The following is a 23,642-nucleotide window of genomic DNA, read 5'->3' as shown; positions in this document are numbered from 1 at the left end:
AAATCTCTTTAAAACTGAATATAATAGTTTTCTACCCCGCCACTAATTCCAAATATTAGAATCAAGGCAGCTAATTTATAATATATTGCCCATCGGGTTATTCCACTCTGACCTTCCAGGTAGTTATCGAATCTTAATTTCCCTGCTCTTGCGTAATGAAAATCCATGATAAGAAAACCGAAAATTACAATTAGTATTCTAGTTAGGTAATCATGAATAAATGAAATCGGGAAATAACTAAGATCCCAAAGTCTGGAAGCAAAACCTGAAATTGATGGAGTAATAAATACCAATGCCAACAAACTAGATAGACACAAATGATAACCTACGCCTAAAACCTTCCTATACTTTACAAACTGCCAATTCTTGAATGGTACCATTTTTTCAATTACAATCCATAGTCCGTTCCCCATTCCCCAGATCAAAAGAACTAAGGATAGTTCGTGCCATAGTGCAATCAGAATAAACGTTATAAGAAGCAATACATTCGCATACCTTCTCTCTCGGTCATATTTTGATGCAACAAAAAAGAAATAATCCCGAAACCATTCATTGAGCGTAATGTGCCAGCCCTTCCAAAACTGTTGTCTGGAAGTTGAAAGGTAAACTCGATTTAAAAAATTGCTTTTCAGTGTAATTCCCCAAATTTGAGAGACTCCTTGAAAAAAATCAATAAACGAGCTGAAGTTGCAATAGAGATAGAGGAAGAACATAAACCCAACAATCAAATAATAAGCCCCTGCGATTTCAGTTTTATTTAATTGTATCAATAAATCATATATAGTCTGAGCTAATACTACATTCTTAAATATTCCCCAAAGTATTAGACGCAGCCCACAAGAAACATTTTTATCATTAACCTCAATTTTTTGAAATTCTGAAAATAAGTACTTAGCTCTGTGAAGTGGTCCCGAAAAGACAGCTGGCAAATAAATTAAATAGAGCAATAAGAGACAGAAATTTTTTTGCACTTCGACATAGCCTCTTTTAATATCAACTAAATAACTAATAGCATTAAATGTAATGTAAGACAGCCCTAGTATTTCAAAAAAGGAAACCCATTCGGTGGAATCCCCCCCTCCTAAAGTATCTATGCCATATTCGACAAAATGATTAGTTGGAGTTACACATTTATAAATGATTAAAGGTGCTAAAAGAATGACAATCACTTGCGAAAAACTAATTCTAGTCTTTTTTGAAATTGTGAAACTTGCCCAATAACTAATAACAGCGAGAGACAGTACAACCAGAACTGAATTTCCAATTAGCAAGTAATATGAAATTGAACTAGTTGCTAAAAGCACTTTCCATCTATGAGGTTGTTTCACAAGCCTTATTAAAGAGGCTGTTACAATTACGAAAACTGCTACAAATAGAAAATTGGCTCCAACCATATTACTTGTTCTTTGAGATCTTCGCGGAATTCATAGTCCTCATAAAAATCTGTTTGGACCAATCTGGTGAACCTTCTACTTTATATTGCTTTAATAAATGCACCATAGGTTTAAGACAATACCTGAGCTCCAATCGAGCTATTGTTGCACCTAGACAGAAGTGCAAACCTTTTCCAAAAGCCAGGTGATCATTTGGTGTTCTGCCCGCAACAATTTTGTCTGGATTTGCAAATACTGTATCATCATGATTTGCACTAGCTAATGAGAGATAAATTTTCGAGTTGGCTGATATTATTCCTGATTCCGTCTCCAAAGAATTCTTATTCACTCGAATGGTATATTGCAAAGGGGATGAAAAGCGAAATAGCTCTTCAATTAAGAGGTTTAATTCTTTTTTAGAGCAAGTCTCGACATGATTCTGTATTTCTTCACTTTTCATTATTTCCCACAACGCTACAGATAGATTGTCTTTCGAAGTTTCGAAGGCCGCCATTAAAACCAAGCTGGTAATGGAATAAATTTCGTCCTCAGTATAATTTATACCCGACTTCGTAGAATAATTGACTAAGTTTTGTCTAAACTCAGATTCTGTAAAAATGTTTTTACCAGAGAGGAACCATTCATTTATCTTTTGATACAGTTGCTTTGGGACATAAATATCCTGAACTCGAGCCAGCATATTCGAGTATGTTTTGATTGTCTCAAAGCTTCCTAAATCTCTAATTCCCAAAATCCACTTTAGGATTAAATAGATAAATTCACCACAATAGGAAACCAGATCAAAACTCGATTTAAGCTGGTGCTTTTCATTTATCTCGTCCACTGCATTGGCCATCACTTCATCGAGCTGATTTAAGTTTAGTGATTTAGTCATTCCAATACGTGCATTTTTATGAACCTCATCGTTCAAATACATCGTCCACATTTTTGTGCCTTTCGAAAGGTAAGGGCAAGTGTCGGAGTGTTTAAATATGTAAGGTTCCTTCTCTTTAAGAAATTGACTGAACTCCGAAACCATAAAATCTTGTGATGACAGCGTTTGACTAACATCAGAATATCTCAAAAATATCCACGCGTCATTTAAAATTCTATGGATTGGGTTTTCCTCTCTACAAGCCTTGAGATGATCATATGGATTATCAAAGTACCCAGAAGTATGTGGGTTCCAAACTATTTTTGACTTTCCAACCATGTAGTTAACTTGTCAATCGTGTTATACTCCGAAAATACGGTAGGACTTATTTCTTTATTCAAAAAGCTCTCTAGATCGTAGGACAAAGAAACTAAGGCCAAAGAATCAAGGTCAAAGTCTTCAAAATCCATATGGCAATCTACGGTACCCTTATCAACTTCAGCTTCTTCAGCAATCTTAGCTATTAACCATTCTCGAATATTTTCCATTAATCAATTATAGTTTGTAATTGACTAATGTAATAAAATGTGAAATATTGGAACAGAAAAAGCTAAACATTAAAATCCCTATCAATGCATCAAGAAATCATTATTCTTCAATAGATCTACAGATAATAACTCTAAGCTTTATGACATACAAACTACCCTCATGAGTCTCACAAATTTGAATACTGTTTGTATCCCAAAAAGCCAATCCAAACGGCTACAATTCCAATGATCCAAAGGCCGATTGGACTAATCCCAAAAGGACCGAAAAGAAGTAAAAATACACTGCCCACTACCCAACCAGCATCCATCAAACTGATCAATTTTACGAGCCCAGATTTTTCTATTTGCCAACCTGTGACATAAAAAACAAACACCGCAAATACCAGAAGATTCGCCCCGATAATCGGAAACAGTAAAGGATCAGAAAAGTGAAAAATTTGGTTGAGTTGCTCCGAAAACAATAGCATAGTTGTGCCGCTGAATGCTGAGAAGGCATAGTTGATCGTGAGGTAAAGTCTAAGTTTAGTCATCATCAAAAGTTAGTTATTAGTACAATTCAAATTCCTCCTCAGCGAGCTTCTTCCCGTTCACCAGAACCCCAATCTTATGCAAACCTGGATGATGTTTTCGTGTGGTTAGGTCTTTAAAGGATAGTTTCTTATTAAAAGTGGTCGAATCCACCGAAGCAAATTCCTTTTCGGTGACGTGAAATATCTTATCAGACAAAGAGCCATTGGCTTTTTGGTAGGATACTACGAAACCCACTTTCGCAAAAGCTTGTTTCGGCTCCTTATTGGAAATTTGAAATTCAAAACTAAAGCTATCGCCAATTTTTACTTTTTGTTCGGACAATTGAAGCGCTTCCACTTCAAACCTGGCCTTGTCATCAAAACCAATAATTTGCAAAGCCCTTTCATTACCATTCTTCAATAGCGTTCTCAAGCCATGTTTAACGATCCAGTTGGTATTCGGATTCTTTCCATACCATTTTTCACAAAGCGCCAATGCCACCTCAGGATTATCCTTAGTGATGTCATTGATATTGTTGGCCACACTCTTACGTACGTACAAAGAATCATCGGCTTTGAGATTTTTCAAAATGGGTAGTATCAGTCCTGGATCTTTCTTGAAAGCCGGCAAGGCCATGGCCCAAGGCAGTCTGGAGCGACATCCTTCTGAGGCCAACCGCCTCACATGCTCATTTTCATCCTGGCTCCAATCAAGCATGGATCGCATTACCTCCTTTTCATATTTTACAATAAAAGGGCGAATGGCAAATTCTGATGACGAGTATTTGGTCATTTCCTTCAGGGCATCCATCGACTCCTTCAGGTGGTCCAACCCATAAACTTCTACGTAATCGGGAAAGGTCATACCAGCCAGGCCACCAAAGTGAGATGATATATCAGTCATGATTTTTAGCTGATCAGGATAATCAAGCGAAGAATGCGCATGCACCATGTTCGTGATATGGCGCATACGGGCTTTGAGTTCTCGATCTTCCCAGTTGTCATTGATTATGGAGCAGACAAAACCATCGAGGTTAAATGATTCGTCTCTTTCCGCAAGCAAATCACCCAGTTTATTGACGAAAGTTTCGTTGTATTCGTTTTTAAGCGGTTCAGGCATTTGGAATTGTAAGTTTAAAGTTGAAATACTACCATCATCGCGAGCCTAACAGGCGAAGCAATCTCGACCTTCCTTGTAGAGTATGAGATCGCTTCGATTCCCTCGTGATGACGGCAGAACTGGTCAGCTCTATTTAACGGCGTAGCGAATAATTGTTTTCAATTTTTCTTCAGCAGTTCTGGTAGGATCAGAAATATAAATCTCATGATGATGTCCATTCATCTCTAATCCATTCATTTTGATATACTCCATGATCTTGTTGATACTCGGAGCTTCCTCATAATATGAGCCTCTATGCAATACCTGCACACTTTTTCCTTCATGAATCGGCTTTAATTGTACTTCGTTAGCTAGAATTAACTTCTTCATTTTGATCACCTCCTCTACGGCTTGGTCTACATGATCATTAGACACAAACTCAGGCATACGAATCATCAGCTGCCAATGCCAATCGGACTGCGGGGTTTCCTCAAAAATCAATTCCTCCTCGACCCACCAAAAAGCCTCCAACTTAGGGACTACGAAATCATTTTGATCAGATTTACAATACTTCTTCACCGTATATGCCACCGCATACAAAGCCCCAATACTACTTTGAAATGCTTCTCCATCCGGCGCTCCGATGCCACTAATTGTTAGGCAGTTGATAGGCTCGATATCCAATTCTACCGGCTGACTATTTGCTTTATAATAGGTAGGATATTCTTTGATTAAATTGATCTTTTCCATTAGGCTACTTGTTTTACGTGTAGGAAAAATTTGACTTCTTCGAAAGCAGAGAGGTATGGCGCATATAGCTCTTCTTGCTGCATTTCTTTTACTTTTTCAGCGGCGAATTCTGCGCATTCCAGATTCTTCCATTCCACTTGGTCTACAAACAGACCCTCCTCCTTTACTGCATGATAGGTCTGATAGTTTAGCATTCCATCAAAACTTTTTACCAGTTCCCTGAAATGATGAATGATTTTAGTTTGGTAATTCTCCACCTGGTGAGGTTTGATTTTGTAAATCACCAACTCTGTCACTTGATCGGTCATTTGTATAAAGTTTAAATTTTGAATTTGATTTGATACAAATGAAACACCCCTCACTGACAGCCCTATGTCAGTGCATTTTTAGAAAATTGGATTTTGTTGATTTTTTTTTAAAAAAACGGATAAACCCCAATAAGCAATGGTCGATGGTAATGTCGTCATCATCGACTTTTAGCCTAATATCGTCGATTAATCTTCTTATATATCAAACGTAACTTTAAATTGTGCAATAAATCAAATTCACCTTATTACTCATGAAGCAATTAAAAACATTATTAACCAGCATTTTATTAGCTACAGTCATCGTTTTTGGCTGTACGGAAGACGAACCTGAGGTTGACATTACAGACATCAAATTTGATGGAGAAAAAGTAACTGTTACAGAAGGTTTCACCGTTGATTTAGATACAGTCCTCACTGTATCTGGAGCGGATGCCGATCAGGCACAAATATCTTTCACATCCGGAGATGCCACTATTGTCTCTGTAGATGGATTTACACTGACTGCAGTAAAAGCAGGCAATACCACCTTGACGGCAACTGAAGCCAATTCCGAATTGACCGCCACTGTGAATGTGGAGGTCGTGGCCAAAGAAGTAGATGTAACAGGCGTATCCCTAAACCAAACTGAAGCCGATTTAAAAGTGGGCGACGAGCTACAGCTGACAGCTACCATTGCCCCTGAGGACGCCACTGAAAAAGGAATCATTTGGAGCGTGACCTTTCCTTCTGGCTCTAAAAATACAGAGGACAGCCCATCAGCTATTGCTACCGTATCCGATCAAGGATTGGTGAAAGCACTCTCTGCAGGTGATGTAGTAGTTACAGCCAAAACCAAAGATGGCGAGTTTACCGCCAGTGTATCAATCTCAGTCACCAATATCGCGGTGACACAAATTACCATTTCACCAGAAAGTGCAACGGTCAATGTAAATGAAACAGTTCAACTCACAGCGACCATAATTCCTGATAATGCAACCATAAAAGACGTAACCTGGTCGGTGGATTTCGATGCCGAAGCCGGCAGAACACAAATTGCATCTCCTACTGTAGATTACTATTTAGAAATTTCTCAAGATGGATTGCTAAAAGCGAAAGAAAGATGTGATGAATGCGCATTTATCGCACGAGTAACATCAAAAGATGGTGAGGTATCCAGCTATATCAGCGTCACGATTAAATATATTCCTGTGACCAGTATCACACTTGATCCCAATGAACTATTTGAGATTATCAAAGGAAATACTCGCCAAATAAATTTCACGATACTTCCAGAAAACGCGACTGACAAAACGGTTAGTTCATGGGATATATCTCACACCGGTGTTCCTGATCTTTGTGGGTTGAGTTCAATTGATTTCGACACCTATGCCACGGTTGATGAAAATGGCTCACTCACTGGGCTGAATTCCTTCTTTGACGACTGCAATAACAATCTAATTGTAAGAGCTCATCATCCCGATTTGGTAGATCCGGCCACAGTTGAATTCGATGTAATCAACCCAGTAGAATCTTTAGATATTTTAGATAATACTGGTGAACCAGTAAGTTCAATCAACTTTAATGGTTGCGGATCATATGATTTAGGAGTAAGCATAAGTGCTACATTCCCCTACAATTCCTCAGTGACCTGGAGTTCAGAAAGTCCTGATATATTACCTATAGATAAAAATGGTGTAATCGAGTTAGGGCCAAATGCTCCTTTCCCTTTAAATACGACAATTAAAGTAACGGTAGAAGCTAATGACGGAGCCGGAGCAAGCGATTCTATTGACATTGTAATAAACTACAATGGCTGTTAAAGCATAAATGAATAAAATTTAAAAAAAGACCAGTCTCCGGCTGGTCTTTTTTTATGCCTATTCAGTTATTATCTTTCACCTATGAACACCAAAATCATAGCCTTCGATGCCGATGATACCCTTTGGCACAATGAGTCCTACTTTAGAGAAACCGAAAAGAAGTTTTACGCTTTACTCGAAGGGTATATGCCCGAGCATAGTTTGGCCAAAGAACTCTTTCGGGTAGAAATGCAGAATCTCGATTTATATGGATACGGCATCAAGGCCTTCACCCTATCTATGATCGAGAGCGCTATGCAAATCTCCGACGGTACGATCAAAGTTCAAGACATCGAAAAAATCATCACCTATGGCAAAGAGTTACTTCAGATGCCAGTAGAACTGATCAATGAAGTGGAAAGTGTACTTCAAGCTTTACATGGCCGATACAAATTGGTTTTGGCAACAAAGGGCGATCTACTTGATCAACATCGAAAACTGACCAAATCTGGCTTAGGCAAATACTTCCATCATATCGAAATTATGTCTGAGAAAAAGGAATTGGACTATGAAAAACTATTACGAAGATTAGAAATTGAACCTGACCAATTCGTTATGATTGGCAACTCCCTTAAATCTGATGTCCTCCCCGTATTGGAGTTAGGTGGCACGGCTTTTCATATCCCCTATCATGTCACCTGGGCGCATGAGCATGTAGACCGAGAGATCGATCACGAAAATTTTCATTCACTGGATAAAATCACCGACTTGCTTAAATTCTTTATCTAACTAGAATTGAAAGCCAATTCTAGAAATCCATCCTTTTAACCTTCCTGAATAAGAAGCATCCTCGATATCAGTTTTCATTCCCCAGACTCTATACCCCAAAGACAAATAAAACAATTTTGAAAAATGAAAAATTGTTTCTGAATTGAGCTGGTAAGATTGATACTGCCAGAAGCGCAAGCCATAGTCTGCGTATCCCATAAGTTCTAATCTCTTGAGTGGAAAATACCGTACTCGATAGGCGATCATAGGATCAATCCACAAAGTATGCCTTTCGCCTTTCATAGGAAAAACTAATACAGTCCCTTTCACATTTGCCTTAACACTCGCGATTTTCACACCCACAAATCCTTCCATATCCAGATTCTTTCTATCCATAAATAAATAACCTACCGCAGCATCGCCACTGAAATAGTGAAGTTTTAAATTGACATCTCTGAGTAAAATATCATACGGAGTAACAGCATCTGTGTCAAGTATTAATGACATAAAATTAAACTTACTTACCAGCCACTTTCCTCGGTAATCTCCAGAAATCATCATGGCAAATTTGATGGAATGAGAAAGCTCATTAAAACTCAGATCAATGTCTATAGTTGGGTCAATTTCAGGGAAATTTGACGGTTCTGGAGGCACACTGATTTGACCTTCTATTCCTATATACCAAAAAAAAGGACTCACTCGAATACTCCAATTATCATATTTTTTATAACTCGAGGAGTCCTGAACTTGAGCGCATAAAATAGAAGAGGCAAATAACAATACAACTAAGGCAATCGCGCTAAAATATTTTTGCATATCAAACTAAATCTAATCTAAATCATCAAATGCCAAAGTCATTTTAGTACATAATTTTGATGTTTTGCTGAATTCTCCAAACCAATAGATTGATTCACTTTTGGCGACATCCGTATAATTCAAACCTGATATTCTCAAATAATTGATAGAAAATCATTAAATTATACAATGAAGCAAACCACCCACTCCCATGATGAAGCCAAATTCTCTCCTTTTGAGTGCTATTTTCTTGTGCACTCTTCTCTTCAGATGTACAGAAGATGATCCTGAAATAGACATTACGGATATCCAATTTGATGGCGACAAGGTAACTGTCACCGAAGGATTCACTTATGACCTGACTACTGCCATTGAAGTGACCGGAAGCGATGCCGATCAGGCAGAAATATCCTTTTCCTCCTCAGATGCCTCTGTAGTGAGCGTATCAGGCCATATACTTACCGCAGAAAAAGTAGGCACTACAACTGTTACGGCCACCGAAGCCAATTCAGGGCTCACTGCTTCAATTGAAGTAGAGGTGATAGCCAATATAATTGCAGTAACGGGTGTAGTCCTTGACGAATCAGAGGCCAATCTAAAAGTTGGGGAAACCTTACAACTTGTCGCCACGATTTCACCAGAAGATGCAACTGAAAAAGACATCACCTGGTCAGTAGCCTTTCCGTCCGGGTCGAAGTCAAGTGAAGATGAACCTACCGACATTGCCACAGTGAGTGAAACCGGTCTAGTGACTGCAATAGCGGCTGGCGACGTAGTGGTAACGGCCAAAACAAAAGATGGTGAATTTACAGCTAGTGTCGATGTTTCCATAACAAACATTGCGGTAACAGGTGTCAAAATAGACAATGACCCCATCTCCATTGCCGGCAGTACAACCTACCAGCTGGCAGCCACAGTAGAGCCGTCCAACGCTACCAATCAAACCGTCATTTGGTCGTTGTATCTTGACCAATCAGGCCGCATTCGCAATGAGGAAATCCCTGTTCCTATTCGTGTACCCGTAGACGTGGATTATTATGCCGAGATTGACTCCGGAACTGGCGTCATTACAAGCAAAAACCCTTGTGATGGATGTGGGCTAATTGCCGTTGCCACTACGTTTGAAGGAGAATTCTCTGACGAACTACCTGTTGAAATTACTTATGTAGACGTTACGAGTATCACACTAGATCCTTCGTCAATTACGATTGATGTGGAAGGCACAGAACAAATGACAGCAACCATACTTCCCGAAAATGCTAGCAATAAAAATGTGACTTGGTCTATAGACTTTGCTTCGGGTTTTCCAGATGCAAACCCGAATGATTACGCCTCTGTTTCAGAGACTGGATTAGTGACAGGAATAGCTCCAGAGACTTTTGATATTGTAGTGAAGGCAACAGCAGCTATCGAAACAGACATATCTGGTACAGCCAGTATTACAGTAAATCCAATTCTTGCAACCAATATAGAAATAGTTGATTCTGACGACATCCCGTTCCCTGAGAAGAAATTTGTTTCAGGGCCAAATGATTGTACGCTTTCTATGCAACTCAAAACCTCAATTGCCCCTGAAAATGTATCTGACGAATCCGTAACCTGGAGCATTGATGATGAAGAAACTGCCACTATTTCTTCTGAAGGAATGCTTGACTTTAACAGTACCGGAACGGTACGTGTAACGGCAACCACCAATGACGGGACTGAAATGAGTGATTATCTAGATGTAACATTTACAGGATGTTTATAATCTGGACTTGAGATTAACCTATCTTCGCCATCAACTCATTTCAGATGCCGAAGAAAGACATTCAAGAAGAAATTAAGAACCTCCACATCCTTATCAAAAAAGAGAAAGAGGCTGACTTGCAGCAATACCGCCAAAAAATGGCTGGCACGTCCCTGAAGGAGCGCAGAAAACAAGGCGTTTGCTGGTATCCCATTAATCTGGAAAAAACCAAGTATGACGCTGGCGAAAGGCTGATTGTCAAAATTTCGCGGCCACCAGAGCATACCGATGCTCATCTCTTTCAGTCCGGCAAACTCATTAGTCTTTTCTCCGCTGCCGGAGGAAATGGCGACTATGAAGATGCCGTCAATGGCGTAGTCAATAATGTGACAAAATCCCACATGCACATTACCATGAATGTGGATGAGCTTCCTGCCTGGTTGCACCATGGACAACTAGGTGTACAATTGCTCTTTGATGAGAATGCTTATCGCGAAATGGAGCGCACATTGACTGCGCTGCTCAATACCAAAGAAGATCGAATCATTGCATTCAAGAAAATACTTTTGGGTGATCAAGCTGCCCAATTCACCAACCACGAGACCATTCGCGACCTGGGATTAAACGACAGCCAAAATGCGGCTTTGCACCAAATTCACAATGCACAAGACATCGCCATTATTCATGGCCCTCCCGGTACTGGCAAAACGACCACAGTAGTTCAAGCTATTTTGGAAAGGCTCAAATCCGAAGATCAAGTGCTCGTCTGTGCACCAAGCAATGCAGCCGTTGATTTGTTAGCAGAAAAATTAGGTGAGCAAAAAGTGGAAGTGCTCCGTATTGGTCATCCAGCCAGAGTTACAGAAGAAATCTTAAGTAAGACACTTGATGCTAAAATCGCGAACCACAAAGATTTCAAAGACCTGAAAGCACTGCGCAAACAGTCAGATGAATACTTTGCCATGGCCGGTAAGTTTAAACGCAATTTTGGACATGCGGAGAAAAAGCAACGCAAAGCACTTCGCGATGAAGCCAGAGCGCTCAAAGCCCAAGCCGAGCATCTCAACTATTACATTGTCAATGATATCATCAGCCAATCTCAAGTCATAGCCTGTACCCTTGTCGGAGCCAATAATCAGATGCTGAAAGGCATGACCTTCGAAACGGTATTTATCGATGAAGCCGCGCAAGCTTTAGAGCCGGCCTCATGGATTCCCATTCTAAAATCTAACCGAGTGATTTTTGCCGGAGATCATTGCCAACTCCCTCCTACCATCAAGTCTTTTGAAGCTGCCAAGGCAGGACTGGAAGTGACACTCTTTGAAAAGGCCATCCAACGGAATCAGGCAGACACCATGCTACAAGAGCAATACCGTATGCATGAAGACATCATGAATTTTAGCAGCCGGTTATTCTATAAAGATCAGCTCATGGCCAATGAAATGGTGAAAAACTGGAAGGTATTCTCGGAAGATCAAACCGTTGAATTTATCGATACCGCAGGATGCGGATACTTTGAAGAGGTCGACCCTGAAACCAGAAGCTCATTCAACAAAGAGGAAGCTGATTTATTATTCAAGCATCTGACCAACTACCTCATGTCACTCGATGCCATGGAAAAGGCCGACGAACTGACCAGTGTAGGCATCATCTCTCCCTACAAGGCACAGGTAGTGAATATGCAGGAGCAACTGGCAGCGATGGAATTAGAAGAATCAATGGCCAACAAACTTGCCGTAAATACCATTGATTCCTTTCAGGGTCAGGAAAGAGATGTGATATACATTAGCTTGGTTCGCTCCAATGAAAATGGTGAGATTGGATTTCTATCAGATACCCGAAGGATGAATGTGGCTTTAACACGAGCCAGAAAAAAACTGGTAGTCATCGGCGATAGCGCCACCATCGGACAACATCCGTTTTATGAAAAATTTCTCGACTACATCAATGAGATCGATGCGTACAGAAGTGCTTTTGAATGGATGGAGTGAGCTAGAAGCTGGAAGTCCGAAGTCAGAATTCCTTTACAAAAACTACGTTGCTACTTCTGACTTCCGACTCCTAGCTTCCGACTTTGCAAATAAGTTTTTTTCTCTAAACCAAAAGATTAAATTTGCGCTAGTTTTTTGAGGCTGACGGGCAAGCCAACTTATTATCCACAAAGAAAAAATTATGGCAAACAAATATGATCTTATAGTGATCGGTAGCGGACCAGGTGGTTACGTTGCAGCGATCAGAGCATCTCAATTAGGAAAAAAAGTAGCAGTAGTAGAAAAGGCTGAAATCGGTGGCATCTGTCTCAACTGGGGATGCATTCCTACCAAAGCCCTACTTAAAAGTGCACAGGTATTTGAATACCTATCTCATGCAGAGGACTATGGAATCAGCGTGAAAGATGCCAAAGCGGATTTCTCTGGCATGGTAAAAAGAAGCCGAGGCGTAGCCGATGGCATGAGCAAGGGCATCCGATTCCTTTTCAAGAAAAATAAGATCGATCAACTGTTAGGTTTCGGTAAGTTGGCTGCCAACAAAACCGTAGTCGTGACTGACGACAAAGGTAAGTCAGAAAACTATACAGCCGACAACATCATCGTGGCGACTGGTGGACGTTCAAGAGAATTGCCAAACTTGCCCATCGATGGCAAAAAGATCATTGGATACAGAGAAGCCATGAACTTGCCCAAGCAACCAAAGAAAATGGTCATTGTAGGTTCTGGTGCTATCGGCGTTGAGTTTGCTTACTTCTACCACTCGATTGGTACCGAAGTGACCATCGTAGAGTACTTGCCAAATGTAGTGCCAGTAGAAGACGAAGATATTTCTAAGCAGTTGGCCAGATCATTCAAAAAATCAGGCCTGAAAATCATGACTGGGTCTGAGGTAACTTCTGTAGACACCAAAGGCAAAACTTGCAAGGTGACTGTAAAAACCAAAAAAGGCGAAGAAGTGATCGATGCAGATATCGTGCTTTCAGCAGTTGGTGTTTCTTCCAACATCGAAGGCATTGGCCTTGAAGATGTAGGTGTGATGACCGACAAAGGCAAAATCTTGGTAGATGATTACTACAAGACCAACATCCCAGGCATCTACGCCATCGGTGATATCGTACACGGCCCAGCTTTGGCTCACGTAGCATCTGCTGAGGCTATTATTTGTGCAGAGAAAATATGTGGAGAATCTCCAGAGCCACTAGACTATGGTAACATCCCAGGCTGTACTTACTGTTCGCCAGAAATTGCTTCTGTAGGCATGACTGAGAAAGCCGCTAAAGAAGCAGGTTATGAAATCAAAGTGGGTAAATTCCCATTCTCGGCTTCAGGTAAAGCGCAAGCTGGTGGTAATGCCGAAGGATTCGTGAAAGTGATCTTCGATGCCAAGTACGGCGAATGGTTGGGTTGTCACCTGATCGGTGCAAACGTAACTGAGATGATTGCCGAAGCCGTAGTAGCCAGAAAACTAGAAACTACTGGACATGAAATCATGAAAGCAGTTCACCCTCACCCTACTATGTCTGAAGCCATTAAAGATGCAGTGGAAGATGCTTACGGTGAAGCGGTGCACTTGTAAAAAACAGAATTAAAACTTAGACTCCTTCAAAAATTGTCCGTCATTGCGAACGGTGCGGGACGCGAAGTCTGAAGCAATCTTATTTTTAGTACCGTACCTAAGATTAAGATCACTTCGTTTCACTCGTGATGACGTATTAAAGATTTTTGAAGGAGTCTTTTTTTATACCCTTCCGTATATACACCCTTATGTTTAAAAACACACCCTTCGCCAACTGGCCCTTTCATCCTGCAAAAACACCTTTTTATTACGGGTGGGCCATCATTGTCTTAGGGACTTTGGGTATATGCATGAGTATTCCCGGTCAGACCATGGGTGTATCCACTTTTACGGATAGCCTCATTGAAGCGCTAGGTATGAGTAGAAGTGAATTGGGATTTGCTTATATGTGTGGCACGGTCACCAGCGCTTCTATGCTTACCTGGGTGGGTATGAAGTATGATCGACATGGCGTACGCCCCATTGCCATTTTGGCGGCATTGGGTATGGCAGTCACTTTGGTTTTCATGAGTAAATCGGATGTGATACAAGACTACTTGCCTAGTTTTCTTGAAGGCCAGGTGGGCAACTTCCTGATTATGTATATTGGTTTTGCATCTCTGCGATTTACCGGTCAGGGGGCTTTGACGCTTGTCTCCAGAAACATGATGATGAAGTGGTTTGAAAAGCGAAGAGGCTTTGCCATGGGGTTTTCCAATGTGGTGACTTCATTGACTTTTTCAGCTGCTCCGGTCTTTTTCGAAATGCTCATTTTAGACTATGGATGGAAGGATGCTTGGTTGATTATAGCCATTATCGCCGGACTAGGTTTTCCTTTGATTGTTTTATTTCTGTTTAGAGATGACCCAGAAAAGAGTGGATTGAAGCCTGATGGAGATTACAAAGAAAAGAAGTCTAGAGCCAATCGTTTTCCAGTAGTCAAACAATTCAACCTAAAGGAAACCATGAGGAGTTTTCCTTTCTGGGTATTTGCCATGATGCTGGCTACCCAAGCTTTCTATTGGACAGGTTTTACTTTCAACGTCGTATCCTTATTTGAAACAGCCAATTACTCCAGAGCCACAGCCGTATCAATATTTGTTCCTTCGTCGGTCATCGCCGTTATTGTAACCCTATCCGTAAGTAGTCTGAGTGACTACATCAAATTGAAGTATTTGCTTTATGTATCTGGTATTGGATCGCTCATCGCTACCATAGGACTAATCTACCTCGATCAATGGCCATGGATGATGCACGTGATGATTACTGGTAATGGTATTTTGCTTGGACTCTATGGGGTATTCCTTTCTGTGGTTTGGCCACGATTTTATGGAACAAGATATCTTGGCGCCATTTCAGGTAGGGCGATGACCTTTGTAGTATTAGGAAGTTCTATTGGGCCAATTGTATTTAGTGAATCACTAGCGCGTACGAACTCTTACAGTGCGGCAGGATGGTTGTGTTTTGGTATTTTCCTACTACTCACCATTGCTGGTTTTTGGGCGGATAATCCGCAGGAGAGGTTTAGAACATTAGACAAATAGCTTATACACTCATTTCACTTTTAACATTTATAGTTAATTGAAAAACCTATTAAAATCATCGGTAATTCGAGACAAGGACGAAGCAAAAAAATATAGATGGCAAGTTTCATTAACTGTCCTACTCCTATTTATCTTGGGGGCAATTCTTAATATTCCATTCAGCAGGGAGGTAAAAAGATTAAACATTGAGGCTGGCGAGACGGGAATAAAATTGAATGAATCGATTTTCTCTGACTTTACAACTATTGGAATAAGCAGTCTAATTACTGGGGTCTTTATAGTTTTTATTGGCTTATGGATTTCATCAAGATCGAATTTGGGAGCACCATTAATTGTCAGGTTTTTTTTCGAAAAAGTCGATGTATCAAATAATTAGAAAAGAGGCCATTTGGTCAAGTGTTTGTTTGGCTGTTATAATTGCAGTTGCCCTACTAGGGTTATTTGAAATCCAGAAAGAATTTTATCCCGTTCCACATAAGCTTTCGCGACCATCTAAATCTTTTTACGCACTGGTCTCTTTCTCAGCTGGAATAACCGAAGAGATAATTTTTAGGCTTGGATTAATGTCCTTGATCATAACAGGAATCCAATTTTTTAATGCGTCAGACTTTCCATCGAAAAAAATGGTATGGACGGGTATAATAATTTCTGCATTATTTTTTGGACTCATGCATTTGCCATTATCCAAGAACTTTGTAGAGCTAACACCGTTCACGATCGGCGTATCCATGATTGGAAATTTAATTACGGGTACTACATTTGGATGGATATTTTGGAAACGAGGACTATTGGTTGCCATATTATCACATATTGCGTTTGATTTAGTATTTCACGTACTAGGAACACCATACGCTTAAAATAATCAAACCTAACAATCTCTTTAGTAATGGCAATCGCCTTTGTAGGTGTTGTCACCTACAAATCTCCTAGTTCGGAAGTAACTTTCGAGCCTTCTGCAATTCCCCTACTCCGTCCTCAACCCATCCGCTGGATTTGCCCGTACGGGTCGTAGCACCGTAATATAAACAATGAAAAGTGCGAGGGACACAATGCCCAATCCAATCCAGGCGCTTTGCAGCCATGAGACTTCGATGTATTGATAATAGATGGTTGACAAGATCGCATCCGGCAGGAAATAACCCATCGAAATACCCAGCACAAAAGACGCAGCTAGAATCTTCACAAATGGACGATTCACAAAGGAAAGGATTTGTCTGGCATTGGCCCCAAGAACTTTTCTAATGCAGATTTCTTTGGTTTTTCTGTTGACATGCAAAGCAGCCATCGCCATGATACTGACAATGCTCAAGACAAAAGCAATAATAGACAGCCACATAAAAATTTTACCCATCTGATCGGATGTTTCGATCATTTCTGAATAGGCATATTCATGCTGCCAATGAGACACCATCGGTCGATCAAATAAATCAATCCAAATTTCTTCTACGGCCATCTGTACGTCTTGAAGTGGCTCTCCATTAGTACGCAGAAATAAATGATCCTTATCCATTTCCCCTACCGCTGTAAAAATTAGCAAAGTAGGTACATAGTCGCTGTACAACACATCATCTCTAAAGTTGTTGATCACCCCTATGATGGTTTTTTCTTCTCCGTCTACTATTATCTGCTTATGCAACGCATCTCCCTGAAAATATTGATCCGCGAAATATTGATTGACGATGAGGTGATCGGTGACATCCTTTTCACTACCATCCATAAAATCCCTGCCCTCAGCGAAAGTGACTCCCATTTTTTGTAAAAATGTTCCGGCTACTTTGTAGTTGCTTACCTCAGTGTCTAAGTCATCCACTTTTATCTGTGCATCGTGGCTATAACCCACTAGGTAATGATAGGACCCGAAGGTTTCTTTAGTGTACAATTTTTCATCGAGCACCGTTTTAAGTTGAACATATTCGCTGCCATCCTTCACACGGATGACAAGCAAATTCTCTGTATCATAACCAAAATCCTGTGCTTTCAGAAAGTCGCCATTTTGCATAAAAGTAAGGCCGGATAACAATATCGCAATTGACAAACTGTATTGAAAAATGGCCAGCATATAATGCGTAATGCCAAATCCCTTTGCTGTCATTCGATGATTGAGGATTGTGACTGGTTTGAATCTATGCGCATACAAGGCCGGAACCAACCCTGTGATCATTGTAACTAGCAACATAAAAATGATCACAAAAAACAACACACCTGTGATATCCAAATCAGTCAAAAGAAACTTTTGATTCCGCATGCTTAAAATTTCTTCGCTTATGATATTCGTGAGCGTCAGAGAAAACACAAAGGCCAATATCATAACCATCAAAGTTTCGAAGATGAATTGCACAAAAATCATCCTACTGGAGGAGCCAATAGTTTTGCGAACACCGATTTCCTTTATCCGACTGGATATCAAAGCCACGTTGGTATTGGCCAGGTTGAAGCAGGCCACAGCCAGAATCAATATCGACATCACTAAAAAGATCAAAAAGGCATCATCTTCAATAGGCATGTTGGTGTAGGCGATGGTGGTTTCAGCGCGTGGATCGTGTAGAGGTGTCAACTCAAATTGCTCAATTTCTTTGTGCGGATTTGCAGCATTGTATGGTTCGAGGTATTGCTGCATAAATGCTTCTACATCTTCTTTTTGGTCTATGCGGTTGAGTTGCACATATTGACCGAACTGAAAATGATCAACTTTCCAATCAGAACGGTCCAGTTCAAAATAGGTCAGCAAGCTTACGATATTGAGTAATCCTTCGAAAGCAAAACTAGAGTTGTTGGGAATCCTTTCGAAAACACCTAAGACTTCGACGTCAGGAAATTTTCGCCCATAGTAGTACACTGATAGGTTTTTGCCTATGGGGATTTCGTCTCCAAAAAGTTTATAGGCGTAAGCCTCTGTCAGAAAAATTCCATGCTGACCAAAACTTTCTTTTGAGCCATATTTCAGCGGCAAATCAAATACTTTCAAAAAATCCGGTGACGCAAACGACAAAGCAGAAGGAATGAAGTGCCGACCTTTTCCAATGCTAATGTTCGCTGCCAAGTAGCTGACGGCGTGTTTTACTCCTGAATGATCACTGAGCAACTCTTTCTCCAATGCCAACGGAGACATTTCCCATCGGTCCAAACCTTCCACCCCTGGTCGCATGGCATGGATTCGATAGATGTTCTCTCCAGAATACACATCATCAAATTCCCGATTATACCCATAGATCATATAGGTAACAATGCAGAAGGCCAGGGCAAAGCCGAGACCAAAAACATTGAGCGCAATATAGCCTTTGTTTTTGGCCATATGCCGGAGTGTCAATTTGAAAAAGGATTTGATGAGTGCGCCTGATGTATTCATTTTATAATCTGTTTTTCTTGCATATGCTTTGCAGCAGCGAAGTACATTCCAGCAGTAGTGCATGTTGGCCTTCCACCGATTTCCCCGCTCACATCGGATTTGATACAATTCCTCCAAATCACCAGATAGCTCTTCGAATCTGTCTTCGCGACAATACCATTTCAATAAGCGGTAGGCCCATTTAGGTGGCTGAAAATCTTGATCTAGTTGTTCCATTGGAATGCGATTTCAGGGATTTGTCTTCTCAGTTGTTCGCGGATACTCTCTTGCTCATCGATAGCTTTCTTGCCAATTGGGGTGATATAAAATAAACGCTTGCGCTTGCCCCCTCTTTGACCAGATGCCTCTCCAAGCCTAGACTTTAAAAAGCCCTTTTCTTCGAGCCGGTATAGCACAGTGTGGATTGCACTGATGTTGATGCTTTTGCCCGTTTGCTTTTCATATTCTTCTACTATCCCTACAGAATAGGCCGAATCATACCGCATCGCCACAATCAATATGACCAATTCTTCCAGACTTCCTAACTTATAATTACCCATTGCAAATTATTTTATTCACAATTGTAAGTATTATAATCACAAAATCAAATTTTATTTTTCACTTTTGTAAGTATTATAGTAAAATAGAGTGAAATGGGGTCTGATATAGATATATGAAATGGTTATGACAAGTAAGAAATGATAAACAACTCCTTCTTATCCTTTCTTCATCAGTTTATCAAACCAAACCTCTCGGCCAATGTGGCGATCGAGGTATTGGAAAAAGTAAAAGATCACGAAGCACAAGTAGAGGTAAATACCATGAGCCAGAAAAAGCGCCACTTTTCTTTCGCCAAATAATTGCTGACTCCACCCCATCGGCTCTTCATCCAGGTAGAAATGAACAGTTTTTTCTAAAATTGAAACACCAATGGTGATTCCTGTATAGATCAAAGCTTTCAATGTAATTTCCCGAATCGGCCTGAGTTTTTGAAGCCAGCGATGCATGGGTAACTTGTCAATGAGAAACACTACCTTACCCATAGCCAGCGCACCAACGATCGTAGTTGCCCACCCATAAAAAGAAATCTGATACTGGATCAACAACAGTTTTTTGATGATCATAAAAACGGCGAAACAGACGAAGAAATACAGAGTAATCAAACCCACTTCTATCACCTCTTGTTTGATTTTATCAAGTTTCATAGGCGCATATTATAAAGTTTTCAATTCTTTTTCCAACTCCTCCTCCATTTCCTTTTGATGAGTGTAAGTGGGTGGTGCTACCCGGTTATCACAATCAGGAATAGAGCACCTTTCGCAGGTCGTGTGGACCGTCTTTTTTCTAAGCTCAGGATCTTTGATGAAATTAAACGTCCCTTTCAAAGCGTCTGTCATCAAGAGCCCCAACGTGATACTGCCGGCACCATCCCCTTTGTAATTGTCCGGCTCTGCCACCGAAATACAGAAGTACGAACTATCGGTTTGCCAATATTCTGACACCTGCGCATCGATCAGAAACTCCTCCTTTTTGCTCCTAATATTTTTAATCGAACTGATAGACACCCAGCGATGACACAAATGCTCATCTAACTCCGTGTGATACGGATTATGTAACTGAGACAAATGAAGCTCTTTGGTAATATCATATTTGATCAGATCATTAGTACTCTGAAGTCGAATGAAAAACAAATCCCGGATATTGAAATGGTGAGGCAATAAGTTCGTAAATCGCTGCAAAAGCGTCTCAGGAGTCACCTGATATTTCTGCAGAAGTTTGCCAATTAGGCTCGGCTTCCAAGTGGTCGACCTAGCGATGAGTTCTATGTCTTTCACCAACTCATCAGCATCCATCAACAAAGCAGCTGCGAAGTACGAAGCCTTAAAATTGCTCAAGAGCTTATCAAAGGAAGCCTCTTTATTCAACTGCGTTTCATAAGATCGCTCGGTCAGTTTCAGATATTGGAATCCAATTTCCTTGGAAAGGATAAAGGACTCCTGTCCTTCAGACAATCCTTCATTGATATATAAGACCTTCTTTTCCGCTTGATAATAAGATCGGAATTTTCGAAGCTTCTTATTCTTACTTAAGCTCACCCGGTCGATTGTAATGTCATATTGTTGCCTCAACAAGTCAGCCAGCAAATCATAGCCATAAGGCAATTTGTTCTTCAGCTTCATTTCCTTTTTGAATTGCTGAACCGCTTCTTCCAATTCCGGAAAGTAGTTGTCGTGCATATCCTGATACGACCGCAGGGCAATCCGATAGAAATGCTCCTTCTCGATTTGATAACTGCGTACCATTTTAAGGATGGTGGTAATGAACGCACTGATCCTGTCAGGCGAATTGCTAAATACATCGATCAACTTGTCCGGGCTGATACCAAACTCATCCAATGGGAAAAATTTAAAGAACCCTGAGTTAAGCAACTCAATCACCGGACGCAGTTTTTTGTCGGCTCGGGTGCTCACTAGTTCGTCGTAATCCAACTGAAAAGCCTGTGCCAAGGCACTGATTTTATCCGGCTTGGGGTATTTTTTTCCTTTTTCGATGTCATTCAAATAAGAAACAGACAATCCCGTCTGCTTAGAAAGCTCCTGATAAGAAACCTTGTGCTGCAAGCGCAAATGCTTGATTTTGAAGCCCAGGATAAGTTTTACAATGTCGTTGTCGCTGATCATTCGCCTTTCAATTCTTTGATGAAGCTAAAATAGATTAAAAAAAGGAAATAAATTAATTGGCGGAATTTCCGCTTTTAGAATATTTTTATATATTTGAAGAAATATTCGCAACTATGTCACAACTACACATTACACCAGAACGACTGCTAGCCTACCAGGACATATACACTGACGAGGTTCTGCAAGCACTCGAAGCACTTGCTCCCCTCAACGCCAAACAAAAGGCTTTGATGGAAGAAAGAAATCAAAGAAGAGTAAATCGAATTGCCAACAAGCAACTATTAGATTTTTTACCCGAAGAAACCTGCATCGGCCCAGACCATCTGAGAGTCGCAGACATCAGACTAGGAGATTTTGAATGCAGTACCATTCCTGAGGATTTGCAACGGCAATGGATCCAAGGCACAGGCCCTGCCGCCAAGCCTAATACCACACTTGAATCCAGCATAAGAAATGTAGCCTATGCCCTGCTCTCTGGTGCAGATGGCTGGATGTTCGACGGCGAAGATGCACTCGGTCAGATCAATGCTATGTCATTGGACAATCAACGCAACTTGAAACTGGCCATTCATAAAGACGACACTTTTATGCAAGCTGCTGAGCAGGTAGCGGGAGAAATGAATCATTGGGCCAATGATTTTCTAGGCAGACCGATCATAGCGGATTGGAAAGCCCAGCTAGATTTCACCACACTCATCTTTAGAGCGCGTGGCCTGCATCTGGACGACAGACACATTACCATGGAAAATGGAGAATCATTCTCTGCTTCTATCACGGACGTGACTCTTTTTATCGTAAACAACTACCAAGCACTGCAAGCCAAAGGCGCGTCTCTGGTACTCTATTTACCCAAAATTCAAACCGCGCAAGAGGCCGCCTTTTGGAATACTATACTTTCCACCCTAGAGCATCATTTAGGTTTAGCAAAAGGAACTATCAAATGCTATGTATTGGTAGAGCAGCTCGAAGCCACTTATCAACTGCTTGAAATTCGCGCAGCGCTCGGCCTCCACTTTGTAGGTTTTAATACTGGTCGCTGGGACTACATCAACGCTGTGGCGGATGCCATGTGTGGTATTGATGATTTTATCAATCCCAATATTGAATCCATCACCATGACTTACGCCTACATGGCGGCTTATGAAGATCGAGTGCGCAAGGCCGTAAACACACCGGACCAAAATGGCAATTACAGTCTATGGCAAGGGGGCATGGAACCCAACATACCCGTCGGCTCTGAAGCGGGCGTGAAAGCCAGTATGGAGAAAGCATTGGCTGGAGCCAAAAGAGAACAAGCGGCCGGTGCCTCCGGCAAGTGGGTCGCCCACTGGAAAATGGTGCATATCATTCGCCCTGTATGGGAAGAAGTTGGTGAGACCAATCAACTCGGACGTGATTTTGGACCCTTGACTTACACCCAAGCGGATCAGCAAGCACTGATCAAACTAGAAGATGCGCCACTAACTATCCGAGGCGGAAGAAACCTATTAAGCGTAGCGCTTCAATATGGAAATGCCTTCTTACAAGGGTTTCAGGCTGCGGCTTTAAAACCGGCTGATTTCTTTGGCAATGACGACATCCTCTATCTGATGGAAGACATGGCTACAGGAGAAATTCGCCTCAGCGTATTGTGGGAATGGCTACACAAAGGCGCGAGACTGACCGAAGGAGATGAAGAACTGTTACTCAATAATGGTGCATTGTTCACTCAAGAAATATTCGATCAAATGCTGACAGAAGAATATCAAAAGCTACTTGAAGCCAATGACAAGGATGTACACAACGATTCGAAGACCACTACCCTTCCTATCTCACTAGAAATTGTCAAAACCTATGTCAATTCGGAAGCCAAAGGCCCGTGGTTTATTGACTTGCTCAATCTAAATCTCAACAATAATGACTTGGAAGTTGCCAAAGAGCGAATCGCCAAGTACTATGAGGAGCTGACCACTACCGGTCATCGCATTACTGAAAATCTTGACTTACAACCCAATACACATATAAACGCATAACAA

The 23,642-nt window shown here is 41.0% G+C and carries 21 protein-coding genes; 9 read left to right on the top strand and 12 right to left on the bottom strand.

What is annotated here, in order from left to right:
• Nucleotides 1-8 precede the first annotated feature (8 nt).
• From R8N23_RS07425 to R8N23_RS07395, 7 genes are all read right to left on the bottom strand, one after another.
• A complete protein-coding gene (locus tag R8N23_RS07425) occupies nt 9-1,394 on the bottom strand; it encodes an MBOAT family O-acyltransferase (protein ID WP_318170947.1) in 1,386 nt (461 codons plus the stop codon).
• A gap of 1 nt (nt 1,395) precedes the next feature.
• A complete protein-coding gene (locus R8N23_RS07420) occupies nt 1,396-2,586 on the bottom strand; it encodes a cytochrome P450 (protein ID WP_318170946.1) in 1,191 nt (396 codons plus the stop codon).
• Nucleotides 2,565-2,795 (bottom strand): acyl carrier protein, encoded by a 231-nt coding sequence (locus tag R8N23_RS07415; protein ID WP_318170945.1) that lies wholly within the window; start codon nt 2,793-2,795, stop codon nt 2,565-2,567. Before R8N23_RS07415 ends, R8N23_RS07420 begins: the two co-directional genes overlap by 22 nt.
• Before the next feature lie 167 nt (nt 2,796-2,962).
• Nucleotides 2,963-3,325 (bottom strand): hypothetical protein, encoded by a 363-nt coding sequence (locus tag R8N23_RS07410; RefSeq protein ID WP_318170944.1) that lies wholly within the window; start codon nt 3,323-3,325, stop codon nt 2,963-2,965.
• Nucleotides 3,326-3,341: 16 nt separating this feature from the next.
• Nucleotides 3,342-4,424, bottom strand: a complete 1,083-nt coding sequence (locus tag R8N23_RS07405) for a DNA alkylation repair protein (protein WP_318170943.1) — start codon at nt 4,422-4,424, stop codon at nt 3,342-3,344.
• 129 nt (nt 4,425-4,553) lie between these two features.
• On the bottom strand, nt 4,554-5,153 hold the full coding sequence (locus R8N23_RS07400) for a GyrI-like domain-containing protein (RefSeq protein ID WP_318170942.1): 600 nt from the start codon (nt 5,151-5,153) through the stop codon (nt 4,554-4,556).
• Nucleotides 5,153-5,461, bottom strand: coding sequence for a hypothetical protein (locus R8N23_RS07395; protein ID WP_318170941.1), 309 nt, complete (start codon nt 5,459-5,461; stop codon nt 5,153-5,155). The genes R8N23_RS07400 and R8N23_RS07395 overlap by 1 nt, the downstream gene beginning before the upstream one ends.
• Before the next feature lie 251 nt (nt 5,462-5,712).
• Here R8N23_RS07395 and R8N23_RS07390 point away from each other — a divergent pair, with 251 nt between their 5' ends.
• Both R8N23_RS07390 and R8N23_RS07385 read left to right on the top strand, forming a co-directional pair.
• Entirely contained in the window at nt 5,713-7,260 is a 1,548-nt protein-coding gene (locus R8N23_RS07390; RefSeq protein WP_318170940.1) for an Ig-like domain-containing protein, read from the top strand.
• Nucleotides 7,261-7,341: 81 nt separating this feature from the next.
• Nucleotides 7,342-8,028 (top strand): HAD family hydrolase, encoded by a 687-nt coding sequence (locus tag R8N23_RS07385; protein ID WP_318170939.1) that lies wholly within the window; start codon nt 7,342-7,344, stop codon nt 8,026-8,028.
• On the opposite strand, the gene R8N23_RS07380 is transcribed toward R8N23_RS07385, so the two are convergent.
• Entirely contained in the window at nt 8,029-8,823 is a 795-nt protein-coding gene (locus R8N23_RS07380) for a hypothetical protein (protein ID WP_318170938.1), read from the bottom strand. It abuts the gene before it with no gap.
• A gap of 190 nt (nt 8,824-9,013) precedes the next feature.
• On the opposite strand from R8N23_RS07380, the gene R8N23_RS07375 reads away from it, so the two are divergent.
• The 6 genes from R8N23_RS07375 to R8N23_RS20945 all read left to right on the top strand — a co-directional run bounded on the left by R8N23_RS07375 (nt 9,014) and on the right by R8N23_RS20945 (nt 16,478).
• Nucleotides 9,014-10,552 (top strand): Ig-like domain-containing protein, encoded by a 1,539-nt coding sequence (locus R8N23_RS07375; protein ID WP_318170937.1) that lies wholly within the window; start codon nt 9,014-9,016, stop codon nt 10,550-10,552.
• Nucleotides 10,553-10,596: 44 nt separating this feature from the next.
• Nucleotides 10,597-12,522 carry an AAA domain-containing protein gene (locus R8N23_RS07370; protein ID WP_318170936.1) on the top strand — a complete coding sequence of 642 codons (1,926 nt, stop codon included), beginning with the start codon at nt 10,597-10,599 and terminating at the stop codon, nt 12,520-12,522.
• 181 nt (nt 12,523-12,703) lie between these two features.
• Complete coding sequence (lpdA, locus tag R8N23_RS07365) at nt 12,704-14,098, top strand: dihydrolipoyl dehydrogenase (RefSeq protein ID WP_318170935.1); 1,395 nt, start codon at nt 12,704-12,706, stop codon at nt 14,096-14,098.
• Nucleotides 14,099-14,286: 188 nt separating this feature from the next.
• A complete protein-coding gene (locus R8N23_RS07360) occupies nt 14,287-15,621 on the top strand; it encodes an MFS transporter (protein WP_318170934.1) in 1,335 nt (444 codons plus the stop codon).
• Between the two features lie 37 nt (nt 15,622-15,658).
• On the top strand, nt 15,659-15,997 hold the full coding sequence (locus R8N23_RS07355) for a hypothetical protein (RefSeq protein WP_318170933.1): 339 nt from the start codon (nt 15,659-15,661) through the stop codon (nt 15,995-15,997).
• A complete protein-coding gene (locus R8N23_RS20945; protein ID WP_412071626.1) occupies nt 15,981-16,478 on the top strand; it encodes a CPBP family intramembrane glutamic endopeptidase in 498 nt (165 codons plus the stop codon). Before R8N23_RS07355 ends, R8N23_RS20945 begins: the two co-directional genes overlap by 17 nt.
• A gap of 107 nt (nt 16,479-16,585) precedes the next feature.
• Here the strand turns inward: R8N23_RS20945 and R8N23_RS07345 are convergent, their stop codons facing one another.
• From R8N23_RS07345 to R8N23_RS07330, 4 genes are all read right to left on the bottom strand, one after another.
• Nucleotides 16,586-19,183, bottom strand: coding sequence for an FtsX-like permease family protein (locus R8N23_RS07345; RefSeq protein ID WP_318170931.1), 2,598 nt, complete (start codon nt 19,181-19,183; stop codon nt 16,586-16,588).
• Nucleotides 19,171-19,506 carry a PadR family transcriptional regulator gene (locus R8N23_RS07340; RefSeq protein ID WP_318170930.1) on the bottom strand — a complete coding sequence of 112 codons (336 nt, stop codon included), beginning with the start codon at nt 19,504-19,506 and terminating at the stop codon, nt 19,171-19,173. The genes R8N23_RS07345 and R8N23_RS07340 overlap by 13 nt, the downstream gene beginning before the upstream one ends.
• 156 nt (nt 19,507-19,662) lie before the next feature.
• A complete protein-coding gene (locus R8N23_RS07335) occupies nt 19,663-20,151 on the bottom strand; it encodes a hypothetical protein (RefSeq protein WP_318170929.1) in 489 nt (162 codons plus the stop codon).
• A gap of 9 nt (nt 20,152-20,160) precedes the next feature.
• The gene (locus R8N23_RS07330; RefSeq protein ID WP_318170928.1) at nt 20,161-21,627 is read right to left on the bottom strand and encodes a helix-turn-helix domain-containing protein; all 1,467 of its coding nucleotides are present in this window, start codon (nt 21,625-21,627) and stop codon (nt 20,161-20,163) included.
• A 113-nt stretch (nt 21,628-21,740) separates the two neighbouring features.
• On the opposite strand from R8N23_RS07330, the gene R8N23_RS07325 reads away from it, so the two are divergent.
• Complete coding sequence (locus R8N23_RS07325) at nt 21,741-23,639, top strand: malate synthase (protein ID WP_318170927.1); 1,899 nt, start codon at nt 21,741-21,743, stop codon at nt 23,637-23,639.
• Nucleotides 23,640-23,642: the final 3 nt, after the last annotated feature.

It is taken from the genome of Reichenbachiella sp., assembly GCF_033344935.1.
In the GTDB taxonomy this organism is placed as follows: Bacteria; Bacteroidota; Bacteroidia; order Cytophagales; family Cyclobacteriaceae; genus Reichenbachiella.
This window is presented reverse-complemented; position numbering and strand designations above follow the sequence as displayed.